This is a genomic window from Nocardia abscessus NBRC 100374 (genome assembly GCF_000308455.1).
Lineage (GTDB): Bacteria > Actinomycetota > Actinomycetes > Mycobacteriales > Mycobacteriaceae > Nocardia > Nocardia abscessus.
In genome coordinates, this window is record NZ_BAFP01000117.1 from 16,197 (window position 1) to 36,333 (window position 20,137).

Genomic DNA, 20,137 nt, shown 5'->3' on the forward strand with positions numbered 1-20,137 from the left:
GGGGCGCCGGAGCAGCTCAGGCCGCCGCGCACGCGGGCCGCAGGGTGACCATCGGCGGACGGTCCACCAGCGACACTTCGGTGCTGTGCGCGGTGAATTCGCCGCCGATCAGCGGGAATTGCGTCAGCGCCGCACCGGAGTCCTGGACACCGCTGCGACCGAGCACCGTGCCGAGAATCTGGCGGCTCATCACACCGAGGTCGGCCAGCGGCCGGTTGCGATGTGTGCGCACGCCCAGGTTGACCTGGCCGATCGCGGACATGCCGAGCCGGTCGTAGGTGTCCAGCAGCAGCCCGATCTCCACGCCGTAGCCCGGCGCGAACGGCACCGAGGTGAGCAGTTCGCGGGTGCCCGCGTATTCACCGCCGAGCGGCTGCAACACCTGCGAGAGCTCGGGTCGCAGCGCGGCCAGCAAGGGGCGGGCGACCAACTCGGTGACGCGGCCCCCACCGTGCGCGTCCACCGCGCCGCCTTGGCGCAGCGGCCTGCGGTAGTAGGCCTTGGCCAGATGCAGGTCGTCGACCGTGAGCAGCGGGCCGAGCAATTTCGGCACGAAGGCCGGATCCGGGTCGATCAAATCGGAATCGACGAAGGCGATCAGATCGCCGCTGGTCACCGCCAGGGAGCGCCACAGCACCTCCCCTTTGCCCGGCGCAGGCTCCAGCTCCGGCACCGCCTGCTCCCGGCTGATCACCTCGGCGCCCGCCGCGCGCGCCCGCTGCGCGGTCGCGTCGGTCGAGCCGGAATCCAGCACGATCAGCTCGTCGACGAGCGTGCCGAGCAGCGGGCGGATGCTGGCCACCACGTCGGCCACGGTCCGCTCTTCGTTCAGCGCGGGCAGCACCACCGACACGGTGCGCCCGGCTTTGGCGGAGACGAGTTCGTCCACCCGCCAGTCCGGGGTGTCCCAGGTATTGGTCGTCGCCCAGGCGGGCTCACGGTATTTGAATGTCATGCCAGACCTCGCAAGGTTCGTGCGGGGGGCCGGATGCCCTGGATCGCGGCGATCATGTCCACCACCCGCCGGGTCGCGGCGACTTCGTGAACACGAAAGACTCGGGCGCCGGCCGCCGCCGACCATGCTGTTGCCGCCAATGTGCCCTCCAGCCGTTCGGAAAGACCGACACCTAAAGTCTCCCCGATGAAATCCTTGTTGCTCAGCGCCATCAAGACTGGCCATCCGGTTTTTACAAGAACTTCGACTCCGCGCAACAGTTCGAGACCGTGATAAGTGTTCTTGCCGAAATCGTGGGTCGGATCGATCAGAATCGAATCCCGATGTACCCCGGCGGCGAGCGCGTTCTCGGCGGCGTGCACCACGGTTTCGGTGACTTCGCCCACCACGTCGGCGTAACGGACCCGATGCGGCCTCGTGCGCGGCACCGCGCCGCCGGTGTGGCTGCACACCAGACCCGCGCCGTGCGCGGCGGCCACCGGAACGAGTTCGGGGTCGGCCCCCGCCCACGTGTCGTTGATCAGATCCGCCCCCTCGCCCACCGCGGCCAGCGCCACCTCAGCGCGCCAGGTATCGATGCTGATCAGTAGCTGCGGGTACTTCGCGCGGATGGCCGCGACGAACGGCACCACCCGGCGCGTTTCCTCCGCCGCGTCCACCGAATCGCCGGGCCCGGCTTTCACCCCGCCGATGTCCACGAGGTCGGCGCCCTCGTCCACCGCGCGCGCCACGGCATCCATGGCCGCGGCGTCGGTGAACGTGGCGCCGCGGTCGTAGAAGGAGTCCGGGGTGCGATTCACGATCGCCATCACCAGCGCTCGATCCGTCGCCACCGGCCGTCCGCACAGCGTCGGAAGCGGCGCCACGGAGCTGAACATGCAACGACTGTAGCTAGTCCGCGTCAGCTCTTCGGGGCGCGGCCCGCTGCTACCTGTGCGGCGTAGTCGTCGTAGGCGGGGACGTAGCCTTCGGTGCGGCCCGCGAGTACGTACAGCGTGCTGTCGGGGTCGGGCGTGTAGCCCTGCTTGCGCAGTTCGACCTTGCGGCTTTTGAACGTCGAGGTCTGCTCCAGCTCGTGGACGATGCGGATGAACAGCGGGACGGCGTAGCCCGGCAATTGCTCGTAGGCCAGTTTCGCCGCTGCGGCCCCGTCGAATTCCGCGTCGGGGTGCAGCGTCACGGCGGCCATGCCCGCCTTGCCGTCGGTCCCTGGGATGTCCACGCCGTAGACCACCGCCTGCGCGATCGATTCCGCCTTGCTCAGCGCGCCCTCCACCTCCGTGGTCGCCACATTCTCGCCCTTCCAGCGGAACGTGTCGCCGAGCCGGTCCACGAACGCGATGTGATGCCAGCCCTGCTCGCGCACGAGGTCGCCGGTGTCGAACCAGACGTCGCCCTGCTCGAAGCCGTCGCGCACCAGCTTGGCCTCGGAGGCGGCCTTGTCGGTGTAACCGTCGAACGGGGAGCGGTCGGTCACCTTGGCCAACAGCAGCCCGACGCCGCCGGTGCCGACCCGGAGCAAGCGCCCGTTCTTGTCACGCTTGGCCTTTCCGGTCTCGTCGTCGTACTCCACGACGGCGTACGGCAGCGGACCGAAGCCTGCCGTGCGGTTCACGCCGAACGCGTTGACGAACGCGATATTCGCCTCGCTCGCGCCGTAGAACTCCACGATCCGCTTGATGCCGAACCGGGACTTGAACTCGTCCCACAGTTCGGGGCGCAGCCCGTTGCCGACGGCGAGCCGGACCGAGTGCTGCCGATCGGTCGGCTTGGCCGGCTGATTGACCAGGTAGCGGCACAGCTCGCCGATGTAGATGAACGCCGTCGCCTGTTCCCGAATGACCTCGTCCCAGAACCGGGACGCGGAGAATCCCCGGGCGAGGGCGAACGTGCCGCCGGAGGCCAGCACCGCCGACAGCGCGACGGTGAGCGCGTTGTTGTGATACATCGGCAGGCAGCAGTACAGCGTGTCGTCGCCGCGCAGGCGGATCCCGAGGCCGCCCAATCCGGCCATGCTCTTGGTCCAGCGCAGGTGGGTCATCACGCTGGCCTTCGGCAGGCCCGTGGTGCCCGAGGTGAAGATGAGGAACGCCCGCTCCCGCGCGGTCACCTCCGCGCAACTCGGCGGGTCGGTGTCGGCGGCGCTGCGGGCGGCCTGCTCGAGTTCGTCGGCCGAGAGGACGTCGGCGGGTGGCTCGGGCAACGAGTCGATCGCGTCGGCGCATTCCGCGCCGACCACGTTGAGCACACTGTCGAGCAGGCCGAAGCTGTGCGCCAGCACTCGGTCGCGCTGATGGTGGTTGAGCAGGCCCACGGTGGCCCCCAGCTTGACCGTGGCCAGCACGACGAACATCGTCTCGGGCCGGTTGGTCATCAGCACGCCCACCACGTCACCGCGGCCCACCCCGCGCGCCGCGAGCACGCTCGCATACCGGTTCACCTGCGCGTTGGCCTCGCCGTAGGTGTAGGCCGCACCCTCGAACCGCAGGAACACGCGGTCTGGATGCCGGTGGGCGTTGCGCTGGAAGTACAACCCCACCGAGGACTTGGAATCCGCCGTCACCAGCATGCCCAGCGCGTTGCGCAGCATGCCCGGCGCGTCCAGGGCCATCGCGGGCAGGTTGCGGGCGAGGTCGATCAAACTCACCGTCGAGCGGGCATCGGTGCTCACGTCTTCAGCTCTCCTCATCCCGGGTATGTACCCCCTCCAGTGCCGCGAAAGCGGACGGAAGATCGGTCACCACGGTAATCCGGGACAGGGCTGTCTGGGGCACGAACTTGCGCTCATACAACTCATCCAGCCAGGAGAACAACCCGCGGAAGAATCCATTGGGATCCAGCACAACAACGGGCTTTTCATGCTGTCCCAGATAGCCGCCGGTCCAGGTCTCGAAGAACTCCTCCAGGGTGCCGATGCCGCCGGGCAGGGTGAGGAAGGCGTCGGCGCGATCCTCCATCACCTGCTTGCGCTGGCGCATCGTGTCGGTGACCACCAGTTCGTCGGCGTCGACGTCGGCGACCTCCCGGTGCACCAGGTGCTTCGGGATCACGCCGATGGTATTCGCCCCGCCCGCGCGCGCCGCGGTGGCGACCGCGCCCATCATCGAGACGTGCCCGCCGCCGGATACCAATTGCCAACCGCGCCGGGCGATCTCGGTACCCACCCGGGCAGCCAGCGACAGGTAGTCCTGGTCGGTCGTACTCGCCGAGCAATAGACACAGACGGCGAAAGGCTGTTCGCTCACCACTGATCCTCCGTCCCGATCGCGTCCTCGGCGCCGCCTGCCTCGGCGGCGGCCTGAATGATGTGCACGACCTCCTCGACGCTGTCGGTCACGTGCAGCAGGCCGAGGTCACCCGGTGAGATCTTGCCCGAGCCGCCGAGCGAATCGCGCAACCAGTCCACCAGCCCCGACCAGTATCTGGTGCCGAACAGGATGATCGGGAACCTGGTGATCTTGCGGGTCTGCACCAGCGTCAGCGCCTCGAACAACTCGTCGAGGGTGCCGAAACCGCCGGGCAGGCAGATGAACGCCTGGGAGTACTTCACGAACATCGTCTTGCGGACGAAGAAGTACCGGAAATTGATGCCCAGGTCCACCCACTCGTTGAGGCTCTGCTCGAACGGCAGCTCGATGCCGAGACCGATCGAGTAGCCGCCCGCTTCACAGGCGCCCCGGTTGGCCGCTTCCATCGCGCCGGGGCCGCCGCCGGTGATCACCGCGAAACCTGCCCTGGCCAGCGCGGCACCGATCGCCAAGCCCGCCTGGTACTCCGGATGGTCGGGCGACGTGCGCGCGGAACCGAAGACGGTCACCGCCCGGGGCACCTCGGCGAGCGCGCCGAAGCCTTCGACGAACTCGGCTTGGATGCGCAGCACCCGCCAGGGATCGGTGTGCACCCAGTCCGTGTCACCGCGCTTGTCCAGCAGGTTCCGGTCGGCGGTACCCAGGCCGTCCGCGCGATCGCGGCGGAACATGATCGGCCCACGGAACTTCGGTGTCGACTTCGGCTTGTTGGCGACCTCATGGTCCGCGGCGTCGGTGGACATGCGTTCCACGCTACCGCCCGGCCGGGGCCGCTCACGGGCCGGACGAGAGAAGTCGTCCGACGTTCAGCGGGGCGCAGTGGCGGCGAGACGCAGCCGCAATCTCGGCGCACGGCTCGCAAGTCGTGGCTCGAATCAGGCGGGCGGCCCGCCGGGTCGGCCACTCGCGATCTCAGCGACCGTCGGACGCGACGACCCGGACCCGCGCAGCGGAACCCGGAGACCGGCGCGAACGAGCCGGCGGCGAGCGCCGGCTGGTCCCGGTCACGCCCAGCAGTTCAGTCCGGCGTGCCGCTCAGGTAACTGCGCAGCATGGCGGCGACCGCGGTGATCTGGTCGACGGGGACGTGCTCGTCGCGCTTGTGCGCGAGGTTGGGATCGCCGGGACCGAAGTTCACGGCGGGGATGCCGCGCGCCGCGAAACGCGAGACGTCGGTCCAGCCGTACTTCGCGCGCACACCACCGCCGCCGTGGCGCTGCACCGAGGCGATGAGGTCCTTGGCCGCCGGTGCCGTCAGTCCCGGCAGCGCGCCCGGCGCCGAGTCGGTCACCTCGAAGGAGAGCTCGAGTCCGGCGAATACTTCGCGCACGTGCTCGACGGCCTTGGCGACGGTGCGGTCGGGCGCGAAGCGGAAATTGACGTCCAGTTCGGCGGCGTCCGGCACGACATTGCCCGCCACGCCGCCCTCCACCCGGACCGCGGACAGGCCCTCGCGGTAGACGCAGCCGTCGATGTCCACTTCCCGTGCGCGGTAGTCGGCGAGCCGCTGCAGGATCGGGGCCAGCCGGTGAATCGCGTTGTCGCCCAGCCACGCTCGCGCCGAGTGCGCGCGAACGCCGGAGGTGCGCAGCCGAGCGCGCAGCGTGCCCTGGCAACCGGCCTCGATCCAGCCCCCGGACGGCTCGCCGAGCACGGCGAGGTCGCCGGTGAGCCAGTCCGGCAGATCGCGCTCGATGTGGCCGAGCCCGTTGAACTCGGCGGCGATCTCCTCGCCGTCGTAGAAGATCAGCGTCAGGTCGTGCACGGGGTCGGCGACGGTCGCGGCCAGGTGCAGGAACACCGCGTCGCCGGACTTCATATCCACCGAGCCGCAGCCGTAGAGCACCCGCTCGCCCGTCGGGCCGACGGCGAACCGGCCCGGCACATTGTCGGCGATCGGCACGGTGTCCAAGTGCCCGGCCAGGATCACCCGGGTCGGCAACCCGCGATGGGTGCGCGCCAGCACCACGTTCCCGTGCCGGAGGATTTCGAAGCCCGTCGTCTGCTCCCGCAGCGCCCGCTCCACCACGTCGGTGACGGCCGCCTCGTCACGCGAGACGCTCGGGATGTCGACGAGGGCGGCGGTCAGCGTGATCGGGTCGGCATGCAGGTCGATGGTCACCCGCCTCACCCTACGGCCGCGCACCCGTCACGCCCGCACGCCACTTCCCTCCGGTCGGTCCCGAAATGCGGGCGGCGTGCCTTCCGGGACCAGTCGGGCGAGGCCGATGCACCGCCTTCGTGAGTCCTTGTCAGCCGCACATTCCGGCACGGGCACGCCGCCGATCGGTCCCGGGTCGGACGCGTGCGAAGCCTGGTGATCGCGGTCGCCGGAGCAGCCGCACCGTTGTCCGGCGCGAGTCGGTAACCTCTAGGCCGTGAGCATCCAGGGAGCAGCAGCAATCGGTATCGCCAACGTGACCGCGGACGGGACCGTACTGGACACGTGGTACCCGAACCCGCAGCTGGGCGAGTTCGCCGAGACCGGCACCAAGCGGCTGGACGAGGCGCCCGCCGAGTACGCGGCGCTGCTCGGCTTCGACGACGCGCGCGGGGTCGACGTGATCGCGGTGCACACCACGATTGCCGACCTGTCCGCCGCCCCGGTCGACGCGCACGACGTCTACCTGCGCCTGCACCTGCTCTCGCACCGCCTGGTCAAGCCGCACGAGGTGAGCCTGGACGGCCAGTTCGGCCTGCTGACCAACGTCGTCTGGACCAACCACGGCCCCGCCGCGGTGGAAGGCTTCGAGGCCACCCGCGCCAAGCTGCGGGCACGCGGCCCGGTCACCGTGTACAGCGTGGACAAGTTCCCGCGCATGGTGGACTACGTGCTGCCCTCCGGGGTGCGTATCGGCGACGCCGACCGGGTCCGCCTCGGCGCGCACCTGGCCTCCGGCACCACCGTCATGCACGAGGGCTTCGTGAACTTCAACGCGGGCACGCTCGGCGCGTCCATGATCGAGGGCCGCGTCTCCGCGGGCGTCGTGGTCGGCGACGGCTCCGACATCGGCGGCGGCGCGTCCACCATGGGCACCCTGTCCGGCGGCGGCACCACGGTCATCTCCATCGGCGAGCGGTCGCTGCTCGGCGCGAACTCCGGCCTCGGCATCCCACTCGGCAACGACTGCGTGGTGGAGGCGGGCCTGTACCTGACCGCGGGCACCAAGGTCACCACCCCCGACGGCACCCTGGTCAAGGCGGCCGAACTGGCCGGCCGCGACAACCTCCTCTTCCGCCGCAACTCCACCACCGGCGCGGTCGAGGTGGTCCCCCGCAAGGGCACCGGCATCGAACTCAACGCCGACCTGCACGCCCACAACTGAACTTCCCCGCTGAAGCTTCCGCGAGTGGCACATGGTGGAGAGATCTTCTCGCACTTTGCCGCAACGATGTGCCACTCGCGAAGTTGTTCGTCGATGACGCCGGCCACGAAGCGTATGGGGCCGCGAACGCGGCGGTGATCGAGTCGGTTCCGTGGTGGAAATGGCCCGCGATGCGGGTCTGCCGGTGGATGAGGTGGCCCGACGGCGCGGCCAGGGGATGACTGCGACGGACAACCGGTCAGCGCGCAGCGGGCAGGCCTTTGGTCTCCAAGGTCGACAGGAGCTCCACCCGGAAAGAAGCGACGTAGTTCTCCCGCTGGCTCAGGAAGTGCCGCGTGTGGGGCTGCCGCTCATGCTCCCGGAATGCCTCGCGGTCGCGGTACACCTCATAGAACACCCGTGCCAGTGGTTCCCCCTCGACGGTATGCGTGGCATACACCAGCGTTCTGGGTTCGAATTGGGTGACCGCCGCAACGGTTTCGGCTACCAGCTCATCGAACTCGGCAACCTTGTCGGCGTCCTGCAGGTCGAACCTCACCACGAGCGCGAACATAGCCCTCCTCGGCACCGGTACACGGTCACCGTACAGGGCTACGGAAGCTACACGCGCCAACCCGAGCGTCGCCCCGGTCGCGTCGGCTCGTCGCCCTCACGGGGAGGGATGGACATGACTCGGTCAAAGCTTCCAGGTTGGCATCAACTACACCACCCCCTCGCGTATCCGCGCCGCAATCGCGCTGCGAGTTGGGTCGCCGGCAGGCGGAGAACTCGGAGGGGGCCTTGCTCGACCGTAGGCGATGGTTCTCGCAGGGTGGATCAGGTCAAGTCGGGACCCGCATCGGAAAGGCCGAAGGCGATGACCCGTTGGGGATGGATGCGGATCATTTCGCGGGAGACGCCGGAGATGTAGGGGTCGATGTCGGTGAGCGCTTCGGCGGTGCCGCGGATCTCCAGGCAGCGGACGCGCCACGGCTGGACCGAGGCCACGTCATCGACGACGAACGCGACGTGGTCGTTGGTGGCGAGGTTGCGGAACTTCCAGGACGCGCCCATGTTCCAGCCCGCGATGTCGATGGTGCCGAGGTCGGCGTTGTAGCGGAAGCCCACCGGGTTGTTCTGCGGCGTGCCGTCGGGCCGGACGGTGGCCAGGCGGCCCAGCCGCTGGGTGTGCAGGTAGTCGATCTGTTCGGGGGTCAGGGTCGAAGTCATGTGCCCGACCGTAGAACCTCTACCGAACTCGAGGTCAACCCAGCTTCTTCTTCTGCACCTTGCCCATGGCGTTGCGGGGCAGCGTGTCGACCACCCGGATCTCGCGCGGACGCTTGTGCACCGAGAGTTGCGCGGCCACATGGTCGATCAGTTCGCGTTCGGTCGCGGAAACGCGCAGCACGACGAAGGCGGTGATGCGCTGGCCGAGGTCGTGGTCGGGCAGGCCGACCACCGCGGCCTCCGCGACCGCGGGATGACCGAGCAGCACCGTCTCGACCTCCCCCGCGCCGACCCGGTATCCACCGGACTTGATCAGGTCCACCGATTCCCGGCCGACGATGCGATGGAAGCCCTCCGCATCGATGGCGGCGACGTCGCCGGTCCGGAACCACCCGTCCTCGGTCCAGCTCTGCGCGGTGGCCTCCGGGCGGTTCAGATAGCCGTCGAAGAACATGGGGCCGGAGACCTCGAGCCCGCCGATGCTCTCGCCGTCGTGCGGGACCGGTGCGCCGGACTCGTCGCGCAGCCGGGTGCGCACCCCGTGCACCGGCGTGCCGACCCAGCCCGGCCTGCGCTCGCCGTCGGCCCGGGTGGACAGCGTGATCATGGTTTCGCTCATGCCGTAGCGCTCGACCGGCGCGTGCCCGGTCAGCTCGCGCAGTCGCTCGAACACCGGCACCGGCAGCGGTGCGCTACCGGAGACCAGCAGCCGAGCGTCGGCCAATTGCTTTGCCGAGTCGGGGTCCTCGACCACACGCGACCACACGGTCGGCACGCCGAAATACAACGAACCTTTGGCCGCCGCGTACGCCTGCGGTGTCGGCTTGCCGGTGTGGATCAGCGGACTACCCACGCGCAGCGGGCCGAGCAGGCCGAGGATCAGCCCGTGCACGTGGAACAGCGGAAGGCCGTGCACCAGAGTGTCGCTCGCGGTCCATGCCCACGCGTCGGCGAGGGCGTCCAGGCCCGCGGCGATCGCCCCCCTGCTGAGCAGGACGCCCTTGGGCAGGCCGGTGGTTCCCGAGGTGTAGAGCACGAAAGCCGTTTTGGCCGGATCGGGTTCGGGGTAGGTGTGCCACGACCTGGCGTGCCGCCGCACCGGCACCACGGGCAGGTCGGCGCCCTCCGGCGCTTTCCCCAGCCATGCCTGAGCGCCCGAGTCGGCCAGGATGTGCGCCCGCTCCGTGGTGCCGGAGTCCGGGGGCACCGGCACCACCGTGACGCCCGCGATGAGGCAGCCGACCACCGCGAGCGCGGTCTCCACCGTCGCCTCGGCCAGCACCGCCACCCGCTCCGCGCGCGCGACGCGTTCGGCTACCGACGTGGCCGCGCCCAGCAGGTCGCTGCGCGAGAGGGTGCTCCCGTCGATGGTGAGGGCGTCGGGGATGTCCGCGCCGCCTGCGACGGCGAGCGGGTTCAGGGAACTGAGCAGCAGGGGCGGGCCGAACGACATTCGACCACGCTACTTCGACCGGTTCCGTGGCGGCGTCGCGACGTCCCGTGCCGACGCCGCCGAGTCGATGATGTGACGGTTGACACAGCCGCTGAAGCGGTGAGAACGTTGTTGCATAGCCTTCTCAGTACTGCGAGGTCGATGATGACCAGGCCACTTCCCGCGACGCGTCACCCCGAACCGCCGGACTCGTTCGACATCGGGCATTACATCGACGGCGTGGCCGGCCTCTTCGGCGGCGTCGCGAACGTCATCATGCAGTTGAGCACTCCGCCGGTCGGCTACGGCGTTCTGGAGAGCACGGTGCACAGCGGGAACGTGATGCTGCATCCGATCAAAAGGCTGCGCACCACCCTGACCTACCTGTCGGTGGCGATGCTCGGCACCGACGACGAACGCGCCGCCTATCGCGAGGCGGTCAACGTCTCGCATCGCCCGGTGCGCTCCACCGCCGCGAGTCCGGTGCGCTACAACGCCTTCGATCCCGCGCTGCAACTGTGGGTCGCGGCCTGCCTGCATTGGGGAGCACAGGATCTGTACGCGCGTATGCACGGCCCGATGGACGAGGCGACGGCCGATGCGTTCTACCACCTGGCCGCCCGGCTCGGTACCACCCTCCAAATGCCCGAAGCGATGTGGCCCCCCGACCGTCGCGCCTTCGACGAGTACTGGACGACGAACCTCGCGAAGACCAGCATCGACCCGGTTGTGCGCGCCTATTTCGACGACCTCATCGATCTGCGCATGCTGCCGCGCCCGGCACAGCTGGCGTTCGGGCGCTTGCATCGCTTCTTCGTGACCGGTCTCCTCCCCCAGCACCTGCGCGACGAGATGGGCATGACCTGGACCGACCGCGACGAGCGCACGCTCGGGCACATGCTGCGCGCCGTCGGCGCCACACAGTCGCGGCTCCCGCGACCGATCCGCGCGTTTCCCCTGAACGCCTATCTGCTGGATATGCGCATCCGGCGTCTGCTCGGCTTGCGCCTGGTCTGACGTGTTTCCCGGACTCGTTTCATAAGAGCAATCTCTGGGCAATCGCATCTCGTACTGCCGGATCGCGCCTGCGGAGGGCGATCCCGCGATGCCGCGCCGCCACGAGCCAGGAGGAGACGATGGGCTACCGAATGACGATGACCACGCTGGTCTCGTGCGCGTTCCTGGCATTCTCCGCGCCGGTCGCCTGCGCCGAAGAGACCGCGGAAACCGAGGTGGCCGCAGTGCCGCCGCGCACTGCGATTTCGGTCCGCACTGCGTTCGGCCCCGGCTGGGGCACGGCGAACGAACACGAGTCACGCTCGAGCCTGTCACTGTCCAAGCTGTTCCTGGCCGACTACGCCCTGCGCCACGGCGACCGCTCGCCCGAGGACCGGTTCCTAGCCGAGCAAATGATCCGCTACTCAGATGACGGTGCGGCGACCACGATGGAGGCCAAGTATCCGCAGGCCATCGCCGCTATCGCCGCCGAGTACGGCCTCACCGAGACGGTGCCGGGGCCCAGCTGGGGCGCGAGCGCGACCAGCGTCGCGAACGTGTCCGACTTCCTGGCCACCAAACTGCGCACCGATCCCGGCTCCCCGATCTTCGAATGGATGGCCGCCGCGGGTTCGACGGCGCTCGACGGCACCGAACAGGACTGGGGCACCGCGCGGTGGCCGTTCGTGCTCGGCACCAAGTGGGGGTGGTCGGATCTGGGTGAGCCGGAGGTCGCCTCGGCGTCCTATGGCCCCGGTTTCGCGGTGACCGCGCACACCCGTGGCACCGCGGCCGAGCAGACCGCCGACGTGCTCGCCGCGCTCGGGGCGATGCTCACCGGAGTACCGCAGCCCCGCTGAGCGCTCATCGCACCCGGAACGACACCACCACGTGATCGCGGGCGAACTTCCGGATCGACGCCTCGTCGCCGAGCGGGATGACGGTCTGCGGCGTGAGCGCCAGTGACAGCGCGGTGCGGGCGATCATCTCGGCCAACGGTTCCGGGTCGTAGTCGGGCAGCTTGCCTTCCCGCTGCAAGCGGGTGATGAACTCGGCGAGGTAATCCCGGCCGAGTTCGATGACCGGCGCCCCCTGGGTGGTGAGGTAGGGCAGCACGAGTTCGGGCTCGGTGGCCAGCAGCCGGTGGATCAGCTGGTTTCCGCGCAGCCCGTTGATGAACGCCGCGAACAGCTCGACGATCTGGTCCTCCGCGCTCGCGTCCCGGTCGACCTGCCGCTCGAGCGCGGCGTCGACCTCCTCGATGAACTCGCGGGTCTGCCGCAGTCCCACGGCCCTGATCAGGTCGGACTTGCTCGCGAAGCGGCGATAGAGCGTGGCCAGGGACAATCCGCCACGACGCGCGACTTCGACCATGCTGGTGCGCTTGATACCGAAGTCGAGGAACGCCAGCAGCGCCGCGTCCAGCACCCGGGTCTGATTGCGATCTTCCGGGGCGGCGCTGCGCACCAGCGGCAGCAGTCTGGTCAGCCTGGCCATGCCTCAACCCTATCCGCGACAGCGAAACGATGACACTTTCAGCATCGCACATCGTCACCGGCGTCTCGCGTCGATTGACAGCTCCGCGAGTCGATGAGAAAGTTGGGGCATAATCTTCTCATCGACCGATTCTCCGGGATCGGGCGGACACGAAAGACGAGGTCGACGATGACCGCGCCACTGCGCACCGCCGAGCACGAGCCGGATCCGAGCGAGATCCTCACCCCGGAGACCGTCGGAGAATACGTCGACGGCATCGCCGCGTTCCTCGGCGGAGCCGCCAACGTCATCATGCAGCTGAGCCTGCGCCCCGTCGGCCGCGGCGTCTTGGAGAGCACCGTCGACAGCGGCAAGGTCACCCTGCATCCGATCAAGCGGCTGCGCACCACGCTGACCTACATCGCCGTCGCGCTGCTCGGGTCGGACGCCGAACGCGAGGCCTACCGCGCGGCGGTCAACGTCTCGCACCGTTCGGTGCGCTCCACCGCCGCGAGCCCGGTGAAGTACAACGCCTTCGACCCGAACCTGCAGTTGTGGGTCGCCGCCTGCCTGTACTGGGGTATCGACGACCTCTACACCCGGATGCACGGCCCGATGGACGCCGCCACCGCCGAAGCCTTCTACAGCTACGCCGCGCGGCTGGGCACCACCCTGCAGATGCGGCCGGAGATGTGGCCGGCCGATCGCGCGGAATTCCAGCGGTATTGGGACGAGAACCTGAAGCAGCGCGGCATCGAGCCGGAACTGCGGGAGTACTTCAACGGCCTGATCGACCTGAAGATGATGCCGCGACCGGTGCAGGTGGTGTTCGCCGGGCTGCAGCGCTTCGTCGTCACCGGCCTGCTCCCGCAGCACCTGCGCGACGAGATGGGCATGACCTGGACCGACCGCGACCAGCAGCGCTTGGACCGGCTGCTGCGGGCCATCGGCGCGGTGCACCGGCGGCTGCCCGCAGCGGCGCGGATGTTCCCGCTCAACGCCTACCTGTTCGACCTGCGCAGGCGGTTGCGGCGCGGAAAGCCGCTGGTCTGACGCCGCGCCTCAGCTCCCCATGTGCGGGTAGCGGTAGTCCACGGACGGTACGAAGGTTTCCTTGATCGTCCGCGGCGCGACCCAGCGCAGCAGGTTCAACGGCGAGCCCGCCTTGTCGTCGGTGCCGGAGGCCCGCGCGCCGCCGAACGGCTGCTGACCCACCACCGCGCCCGTGGGCTTGTCGTTGATGTAGAAGTTGCCCGCCGCGAACCGCAATGCGGCGTCGGCCTGTTCGATCGCGTACCGGTCCTGCGCGAACACCGCGCCGGTCAGCGCGTAGGGCGCACCCGACTCGACTTCGGCCAGAATGGCGCTGTAGGCGCCCGGTTCGGCGTCGTCGTAGACGTACACCGACAGGATCGGTCCGAAGTACTCGGTGGCGAACGATTCGTCGTGCGGGTTGTCCACCAGGAACACCGTGGGCCGGACGAACCAGCCTTCGCTGTCGTCGTAGGTTCCGCCCACCGGGATCGTGACGCCCGCCTCCGCGGCGCGCCGGATCGCCGCCACGTTCTTGTCGAACGCGCGCCGATCGATCAGCGCTCCACCGAAATTCGACAGATCGGCGATGTCGCCATAGCTCAGCTCGCCCGCTTCGTGCAGGAACTCCTCACCCATCGCGCGCCAGACCGACCGCGCGATGTAGGCCCGCGAGGCCGCGGAGCACTTCTGCCCCTGGTACTCGTAGGCGCCGCGGATCAGTGCGGTGCGAAGAGCGTCCGGGTCGGCCGAGGAGTGCGCGACGATGAAGTCCTTTCCGCCCGTCTCGCCGACCAAGCGCGGATAGCCGTGGTAGCGACCGATATTCGCGCCCACCTCTTGCCAGAGGTGCTGGAATGTTTTGGTGGAGCCGGTGAAATGGATTCCGGCCAGCCGCGGATCGGCCAGGGCCACCTCCGACAGCTGCACCCCGTCGCCGGTGACCATGTTGATCACGCCGGGCGGCAGGCCCGCCGCCTCGAGCAATCGCATCGTGTGGAAGGCCGACAACGTCTGCGTCGGCGATGGCTTCCACACCACCGTGTTGCCCATGAGCGCGGGCGCGGTGGGCAGATTGCCCGCGATGGCGGTGAAGTTGAAGGGCGTGATCGCGTAGACGAACCCTTCCAGCGGCCGATAGTCCATCCGGTTCCACACCCCGGCGCTGGACTGGGGCTGCTGCTCCAGAATCCCGCGCGCGAAAGCGACGTTGAACCGCCAGAAGTCGACCAGCTCGCAGGGCGCGTCGATCTCGGCTTGCTGCGCCGATTTCGACTGCCCGAGCATGGTGGCCGCCGCGATCGTCTCCCGCCACGGCCCGGCCAGCAGGTCGGCGGCCCGCAACAGCACCGCGGCGCGCTCATCGAACGGCATGGCCCGCCAGCCAGGGGCCGCCGCGATCGCGGCGTCGATGGCTCCGTGCGCTTCCGAGTGGGTGATGTCGGTGTAGGTCCCCAGCACCTGCCGATACCGATGCGGTGCGACGATGTCGTGCCGGGCACCGATGCCGGGTCGGTGCTTGCCGCCGATCACCAGCGGCACGTCGACGAGTTCGGCGGACAGCTCGGCCAGTTTGCCGAGCAACAACTCCCGTTCGCTGGTTCCGGGCGCGTAGGAGTGCACCGGTTCGTTGCCGGGTGGGGGGACAACCGTGACAGCGTCCATACCTCAGGCTAGCTCTCCCGGCGCGGCGTGCGCGGGTGCCGACACACCCCCAGTCGGATCGGGAAGATCCTCGAGGGCTGTAGCTCTGCGCGTCAGCCCGCGGCCAGGCGTTCGGCCGCCGCCGCGATCCGCTCGTCGGTCGCGGTCAGTGCGATCCGCACGTGCTCGCTCGCGCCGGGGCCGTAGAAGTCGCCGGGCGCGGCCAGGATGCCGCGGTCGGCCAGCCAGTCCAAGGTGGTCCGGCACGACTCGCCGCGCGTGGACCACAGGTACAGGCCCGCCTCGGAGTGATCGATCCGGAAACCGGCTCCCTCCAGCGCCTTTCGCAGCACGTCGCGACGAGCCCGGTACCGCTCGCGCTGCCGCGCCTCGTGCGCGTCGTCGCTGAGGGCGGCGGTCATCGCCGCCTGGATCGGGAACGGCACCATCATGCCCGCGTGCTTGCGCACTTCGAGCAGCTCCGCGACCAGCGCCGGGTCACCCGTCACGAACCCGGCGCGGTAGCTGGCCAGGTTGGAGGTCTTGGACAGCGAATGCACGGCGAGCAGGTTCGTGTGGTCGCCGTCGCACACCTCCGGATCGAGCAAGGAGACGGCGCGCCCCTCCCAGGTCAGGCCCAGGTAACACTCGTCGGAGGCGACGATCACGCCGCGCTCCCGGGCGAAGGCCACCACCTTGCGCAGGTGATCGACGCCGAGCACCCGGCCGGTCGGGTTGGACGGCGAGTTCACGTAGATCAGCGCGGGCGTCTGCGGACCGAGGCGGGTCAGTCCGTCGGCGCGCAGCACCTGCGCGCCCGCCAGCAGCGCGCCCACCTCGTAGGTGGGATAGGCGACTTCGGGGATGACGACCAGGTCGCCCGCGCCGAGGCCGAGCAGCCGGGGCAGTCCCGCGATCAGCTCCTTGGTGCCGATCGCGGGCAGCACGGCCGCCGGCTCGACTCCGGTGATCCCGTAGCGCCGCTTCAGCGCGTCGACAGCGGCCGCGCGGAGCTCGGGGGTGCCGTGCGTGGTCGGGTATCCGGGTACCGCCGCGACAGAGTTCAGCGCCGTCCGGATCAGCGGGTCGACCGGGTCGACCGGAGTGCCGACGGACAGGTCGACGATTCCGCCGGGATGGGCGGCCGCTCGCGCCTTCACCGAAGCGATGGTGTCCCAGGGAAAATCGGGCAGCAGGCTGCTGACCCGGCCACGCGGTGACACGTCAGGGCTCACTCACTCGCCATCGGGGGCAGTTCCTTGACGAACGGCGGGTCGTAGTCCACCTTGCCGACCTTCGTGGCGCCGCCGGGCGAGCCCAGCTCGTCGAAGAAGTCGACATTGGCGTTCACGTATCCGCTCCACTGGTCCGGGGTGTCGTCTTCGTAGAAGATCGCCTCCACCGGGCACACCGGCTCACATGCACCACAGTCCACGCACTCGTCGGGATGGATGTACAGCATCCGGCCACCCTCGTAGATGCAGTCCACGGGGCATTCCTCGATGCATGCCTTGTCCTTCACGTCAACGCACGGTTCAGCGATGATGTACGGCACTGCCGCTCTCCTAGTCTGTCCTCGCCTGCGGGATAGTCCGCCCGGCGAAACCCTATCCCGACACCCCACGTTACTACTGGTCAGCCTGCCCTAACTTCGGGTATCGCGCACGCCGACGCGGGTAGTGAATTCCACTCCGCCACCCGGCCTACGCGGTGGTCGCCGCGTTGTGCGAGGTGGTGCCGGAGCGAGGCGGGAGCCGACTCGTCAATGCGCCGGTCACCCGCATTCCCGCGGCGGACCGGAAAACCGATCGCACCGGGGACCGGAACCTATCGCCGCCGCGGGCTGGTAGTCCCAGAGTAGGCCCGGCCGGGTGCGCCCACCATTCGAGCGGCACCCGGCGCAGGACCTGAACGCCGGTCCCGTGTCACTTGACCAGTACGGCCTGCAGCTCCGCGGCGGCGGTCGGCCTCTTGTGTTCGGGCACGCCGTAGGTGGTCGTCCGCTCCCGGGCGGGCCTGCCGATGCCCGCGGCGATGTCCACCAACTCGGCGACGGTCTTCGCCGACCCGTGCTGCGAGCCCGCCATCCGGGAGATGGTCTCCTCCATCAACGTGCCGCCCAGGTCGTTCGCGCCGCTGTTCAGCATCACCCGGGTTCCGGTGGCGCCGAGTTTGACCCAGCTGGTCTGGATGTTGTGGATCCGGCCGTGCAGCATGATCCTGGCCAGCGCGTGCGCGGCGCGGTTGTCCCGATTGGTCGGGCCGGGCCGCGCGGCGCCCGCCAGGTACAGCGGCGCGCTCTGGTGCACGAACGGCAGCAGCACGAATTCGGTGAAACCACCGGTCTCGTCCTGGATTCCGCGCAGCACCCGCAGATGCCCGACCCAGTGCTTCGGATTGTCCACGTGCCCGTACATCATGGTCGAGCTGGACCGGATGCCCACCCGGTGCGCGGTGGTGATCACATCGATCCACGCCGAACTGGGCAGTTTGCCCTTGGTGAGCACCCAGCGCACCTCGTCGTCCAGGATCTCCGCCGCGGTGCCGGGAATGGTGTCCAGACCGGCCTCCTTCAGCGCGACCAGCCAGTCCCGGACACTCTGGCCGCCGCGCGAGGCGCCGTTGACGATCTCCATCGGGCTGAACGCGTGCACGTGCATCGACGGCACCCGTCGCTTGACCGCCCGCACCAGGTCGGCGTACCCGGTGACCGGCAGGTCCGGGTCGATGCCGCCCTGCATGCACACCTCGGTGGCGCCGTCGACGTGCGCCTCCCAGGCCCGGTCGGCGACCTCCTCCGTGCTCAGCGTGAACGCGTCCGCGTCGCCCTTGCGCTGGGCGAACGCGCAGAACCGGCACCCGGTGTAACAGATGTTGGTGAAGTTGATGTTCCGGTTCACCACGTAGGTGACGTCGTCACCGACCGTGTCGCGGCGCAGCTGGTCGGCCAGCGCGGCGACGGCCTCCAGCTCGGCGCCGTCGGCTGTGGCCAGTGCGAGGTAGTCGGCGTCGCTGAGCCCGGCCGGATCGCGTTCGGCGGCGCGCAGCGCGGCGAGCACGTCGGCGTCCAGCCGCTGCGGCGCGGCGGCGAGGTCGCGCGCCTGCTCCCGGATGGTGTCCCAGTCGCCGAAGGCGCCGACGACCTCCTGCCCGAGCGCCGCGTCGCTACGGGCCTCGGTGTTGCGGCCCTCGGTGTCGATGGCGGTGTTGAGGTCGACGCGTCCGGCCGATTCCCAGGACTCGTCCGGTTCCTGCCAGGGCAGGCCGACCGGGATCGCGTCCGGCTTCGCCAGCCCCGTCGCCGGGTCGGTGAGCGCCGCGACGTGCGCGCCGATGCGCGGATCGACCCACGGGTTGCCCGCACGCACGTATTTCGGGTGCGCGGAGGTCCGCTCGACGAGCTGATAGCCCGCCGCCTCGGTGATCTCCCGCAACGTGTCCAGGTTCGGCCACGGCCGCTCCGGGTTCACGTGGTCGGGCGTCACCGGCGAGACACCGCCCCAGTCGTCGATGCCCGCCTCGATCAGCGCGCGGCACTCGGCGTGCGACACCAGGTTCGGCGGCGCCTGCACCGGCACGTCGGGCCCGAGCAGGACGCGCGCGACGGCGATGGTGGCGAGGAATTCCTCCAGGCCCGCGTCCGGCACGTCGCGCATCGCGGTGTCGTCCTTGGCGCGGAAGTTCTGGATTATGACTTCCTGGATGTGCCCGAATGCCTTGTGCTGCTTGCGAATCGCCATGATCGACTCGGCCCGCTCGGCCATCGTCTCCCCGATGCCCACCAGGATGCCGGTGGTGTAGGGCACCGAGAGCCGGCCCGCGTCGGTGATGGCGCGCAGCCGCACCGCGGGGTCCTTGTCCGGGCTGCCGTAGTGGCAGTTGCCCTTCTCGGTGAACAGCCTGGCCGAGGTGGTCTCCAGCATCATGCCCATGGACTGGGCCACCGGCTTGAGCCGCGCGATCTCCTCCCACGACATCACGCCCGGGTTCAGGTGCGGCAGCAGGCCCGTCTCCTCCAGCACCATGATCGACACGGCGCGCAGGTAGTCCAGCGTGGAGTCGTAGCCGCGCTCGTCCAGCCACTGCGCCGCCTCCGGCCAGCGGTCCTCGGGCCGGTCACCCAGCGTGAACAGCGCCTCCTTGCATCCGAGCGCGGCGCCGCGGCGGGCGATGTCCAGCACCTCGTCGGGTTCGAGGAACATCCCTTTGCCCTCGGCGCGCAGCTTGCCGGGCACGGTGACGAAGGTGCAGTAGTGGCATTTGTCCCGGCACAGCCGGGTGAGCGGGATGAAGACGTTGCGGGAGTAGCTGATCGTCTCGGGACGCCCGGCGGACGCCAGCCCGGCGTCACGCACCCGCGCGGCGCTGCGACACAGGTCGGCGAGATCGTCACCGGTCGCGTGCAGCAGCACCGCGGCCTCGTCCACGTTCAACGTGACACCGTCGCGGGCCCTGCGCAGCGCCCGGCGCATGGCCGATGGACTGGGCGGCGCGGACGGAACGCTCGGGTTCGGTAGGTCGGTCACGCCCTCGATCATGCGCTACACATCCGGAACTGTCTCCCTCCAGTGCTGGTTGCGGCGAAGCGGACGAGCCACCCGGGCCACTGCTCCGCTCACCACGGAGCCCACGCGGGGACGCGGGCGCCGTTGAGCGTTGACAACTGTGCGGTGCCCGAGGCTATTCCAGGGCGCCGCACGCCGCAGGGCCCGCTCAGCCTTCGACGGTGGCCTCGGTGAGCACCGCCGAGTCGCAGGAG

The 20,137-nt window shown here is 69.4% G+C and carries 18 protein-coding genes; 4 read left to right on the forward strand and 14 right to left on the reverse strand.

Annotation, left to right across the window (positions count from 1 at the left end; genetic code table 11):
* Positions 1-16: 16 nt before the first annotated feature.
* From ON19_RS24150 to dapE, 6 genes are all read right to left on the reverse strand, one after another.
* Positions 17-955 carry a glucosyl-3-phosphoglycerate synthase gene (locus tag ON19_RS24150; RefSeq protein WP_043697359.1) on the reverse strand — a complete coding sequence of 313 codons (939 nt, stop codon included), beginning with the start codon at positions 953-955 and terminating at the stop codon, positions 17-19.
* Entirely contained in the window at positions 952-1,833 is an 882-nt protein-coding gene (folP, locus tag ON19_RS24155; protein ID WP_043697362.1) for a dihydropteroate synthase, read from the reverse strand. Before folP ends, ON19_RS24150 begins: the two co-directional genes overlap by 4 nt.
* A 23-nt stretch (positions 1,834-1,856) precedes the next feature.
* On the reverse strand, positions 1,857-3,626 hold the full coding sequence (locus tag ON19_RS24160) for a long-chain-acyl-CoA synthetase (RefSeq protein WP_227954628.1): 1,770 nt from the start codon (positions 3,624-3,626) through the stop codon (positions 1,857-1,859).
* Positions 3,627-3,630: 4 nt separating this feature from the next.
* Entirely contained in the window at positions 3,631-4,203 is a 573-nt protein-coding gene (locus tag ON19_RS24165) for an LOG family protein (protein ID WP_043697365.1), read from the reverse strand.
* Positions 4,197-5,006: an LOG family protein gene (locus ON19_RS24170; RefSeq protein WP_043697545.1), complete on the reverse strand. Its 810-nt coding sequence runs from the start codon at positions 5,004-5,006 to the stop codon at positions 4,197-4,199. Before ON19_RS24170 ends, ON19_RS24165 begins: the two co-directional genes overlap by 7 nt.
* Before the next feature lie 275 nt (positions 5,007-5,281).
* Positions 5,282-6,385: a succinyl-diaminopimelate desuccinylase gene (gene dapE, locus ON19_RS24175; RefSeq protein WP_043697368.1), complete on the reverse strand. Its 1,104-nt coding sequence runs from the start codon at positions 6,383-6,385 to the stop codon at positions 5,282-5,284.
* Positions 6,386-6,641: 256 nt separating this feature from the next.
* On the opposite strand from dapE, the gene dapD reads away from it, so the two are divergent.
* A complete protein-coding gene (dapD, locus tag ON19_RS24180) occupies positions 6,642-7,589 on the forward strand; it encodes a 2,3,4,5-tetrahydropyridine-2,6-dicarboxylate N-succinyltransferase (RefSeq protein WP_043697370.1) in 948 nt (315 codons plus the stop codon).
* Between the two features lie 238 nt (positions 7,590-7,827).
* Here dapD and ON19_RS24185 read toward each other — a convergent pair whose 3' ends face one another.
* The 3 genes from ON19_RS24185 to ON19_RS24195 form a co-directional block, all read right to left on the reverse strand.
* Positions 7,828-8,142 (reverse strand): putative quinol monooxygenase, encoded by a 315-nt coding sequence (locus ON19_RS24185; protein WP_043697374.1) that lies wholly within the window; start codon positions 8,140-8,142, stop codon positions 7,828-7,830.
* A 263-nt stretch (positions 8,143-8,405) separates the two neighbouring features.
* A complete protein-coding gene (locus ON19_RS24190; protein WP_043697377.1) occupies positions 8,406-8,798 on the reverse strand; it encodes a PPOX class F420-dependent oxidoreductase in 393 nt (130 codons plus the stop codon).
* A 34-nt stretch (positions 8,799-8,832) separates the two neighbouring features.
* Positions 8,833-10,251 (reverse strand): acyl-CoA synthetase, encoded by a 1,419-nt coding sequence (locus ON19_RS24195; protein ID WP_043697380.1) that lies wholly within the window; start codon positions 10,249-10,251, stop codon positions 8,833-8,835.
* Between the two features lie 144 nt (positions 10,252-10,395).
* Between ON19_RS24195 and ON19_RS24200 the strand changes: the two genes are divergently transcribed.
* Complete coding sequence (locus tag ON19_RS24200) at positions 10,396-11,247, forward strand: oxygenase MpaB family protein (protein WP_043697383.1); 852 nt, start codon at positions 10,396-10,398, stop codon at positions 11,245-11,247.
* 119 nt (positions 11,248-11,366) lie between these two features.
* Entirely contained in the window at positions 11,367-12,086 is a 720-nt protein-coding gene (locus ON19_RS24205; RefSeq protein WP_043697386.1) for a hypothetical protein, read from the forward strand.
* Between the two features lie 4 nt (positions 12,087-12,090).
* Here the strand turns inward: ON19_RS24205 and ON19_RS24210 are convergent, their stop codons facing one another.
* Positions 12,091-12,723, reverse strand: a complete 633-nt coding sequence (locus tag ON19_RS24210; protein WP_043697389.1) for a TetR/AcrR family transcriptional regulator — start codon at positions 12,721-12,723, stop codon at positions 12,091-12,093.
* Positions 12,724-12,891: 168 nt separating this feature from the next.
* Here ON19_RS24210 and ON19_RS24215 point away from each other — a divergent pair, with 168 nt between their 5' ends.
* Positions 12,892-13,755, forward strand: a complete 864-nt coding sequence (locus tag ON19_RS24215; RefSeq protein ID WP_043697392.1) for an oxygenase MpaB family protein — start codon at positions 12,892-12,894, stop codon at positions 13,753-13,755.
* A 9-nt stretch (positions 13,756-13,764) separates the two neighbouring features.
* Here the strand turns inward: ON19_RS24215 and pruA are convergent, their stop codons facing one another.
* The 4 genes from pruA to ON19_RS24235 form a co-directional block, all read right to left on the reverse strand.
* The gene (pruA, locus tag ON19_RS24220; protein WP_043697394.1) at positions 13,765-15,399 is read right to left on the reverse strand and encodes an L-glutamate gamma-semialdehyde dehydrogenase; all 1,635 of its coding nucleotides are present in this window, start codon (positions 15,397-15,399) and stop codon (positions 13,765-13,767) included.
* Between the two features lie 92 nt (positions 15,400-15,491).
* Positions 15,492-16,601 (reverse strand): succinyldiaminopimelate transaminase, encoded by a 1,110-nt coding sequence (dapC, locus tag ON19_RS24225; protein ID WP_043697548.1) that lies wholly within the window; start codon positions 16,599-16,601, stop codon positions 15,492-15,494.
* An 8-nt stretch (positions 16,602-16,609) separates the two neighbouring features.
* Positions 16,610-16,933: a ferredoxin gene (gene fdxA / locus ON19_RS24230; RefSeq protein WP_043697397.1), complete on the reverse strand. Its 324-nt coding sequence runs from the start codon at positions 16,931-16,933 to the stop codon at positions 16,610-16,612.
* A gap of 370 nt (positions 16,934-17,303) precedes the next feature.
* Positions 17,304-19,916, reverse strand: a complete 2,613-nt coding sequence (locus ON19_RS24235) for a bifunctional FO biosynthesis protein CofGH (RefSeq protein ID WP_043697400.1) — start codon at positions 19,914-19,916, stop codon at positions 17,304-17,306.
* Between the last annotated feature and the right edge of the window lie 221 nt (positions 19,917-20,137).

Excerpts from the sequence above, each read along its gene's own strand:
- ON19_RS24210 (WP_043697389.1), bottom strand. The coding sequence starts at position 12,723 with ATGGCCAGGCTGACCAGACTGCTGCCGCTGGTGCGCAGCGCCGCCCCG.
- pruA (WP_043697394.1), bottom strand. The coding sequence starts at position 15,399 with ATGGACGCTGTCACGGTTGTCCCCCCACCCGGCAACGAACCGGTGCAC.
- ON19_RS24170 (WP_043697545.1), bottom strand. The coding sequence starts at position 5,006 with ATGTCCACCGACGCCGCGGACCATGAGGTCGCCAACAAGCCGAAGTCG.
- ON19_RS24150 (WP_043697359.1), bottom strand. The coding sequence starts at position 955 with ATGACATTCAAATACCGTGAGCCCGCCTGGGCGACGACCAATACCTGG.
- ON19_RS24185 (WP_043697374.1), bottom strand. The coding sequence starts at position 8,142 with ATGTTCGCGCTCGTGGTGAGGTTCGACCTGCAGGACGCCGACAAGGTT.
- ON19_RS24215 (WP_043697392.1), top strand. The coding sequence starts at position 12,892 with ATGACCGCGCCACTGCGCACCGCCGAGCACGAGCCGGATCCGAGCGAG.
- ON19_RS24205 (WP_043697386.1), top strand. The coding sequence starts at position 11,367 with ATGGGCTACCGAATGACGATGACCACGCTGGTCTCGTGCGCGTTCCTG.
- ON19_RS24235 (WP_043697400.1), bottom strand. The coding sequence starts at position 19,916 with ATGATCGAGGGCGTGACCGACCTACCGAACCCGAGCGTTCCGTCCGCG.
- ON19_RS24190 (WP_043697377.1), bottom strand. The coding sequence starts at position 8,798 with ATGACTTCGACCCTGACCCCCGAACAGATCGACTACCTGCACACCCAG.
- folP (WP_043697362.1), bottom strand. The coding sequence starts at position 1,833 with ATGTTCAGCTCCGTGGCGCCGCTTCCGACGCTGTGCGGACGGCCGGTG.
- ON19_RS24195 (WP_043697380.1), bottom strand. The coding sequence starts at position 10,251 with ATGTCGTTCGGCCCGCCCCTGCTGCTCAGTTCCCTGAACCCGCTCGCC.
- ON19_RS24200 (WP_043697383.1), top strand. The coding sequence starts at position 10,396 with ATGACCAGGCCACTTCCCGCGACGCGTCACCCCGAACCGCCGGACTCG.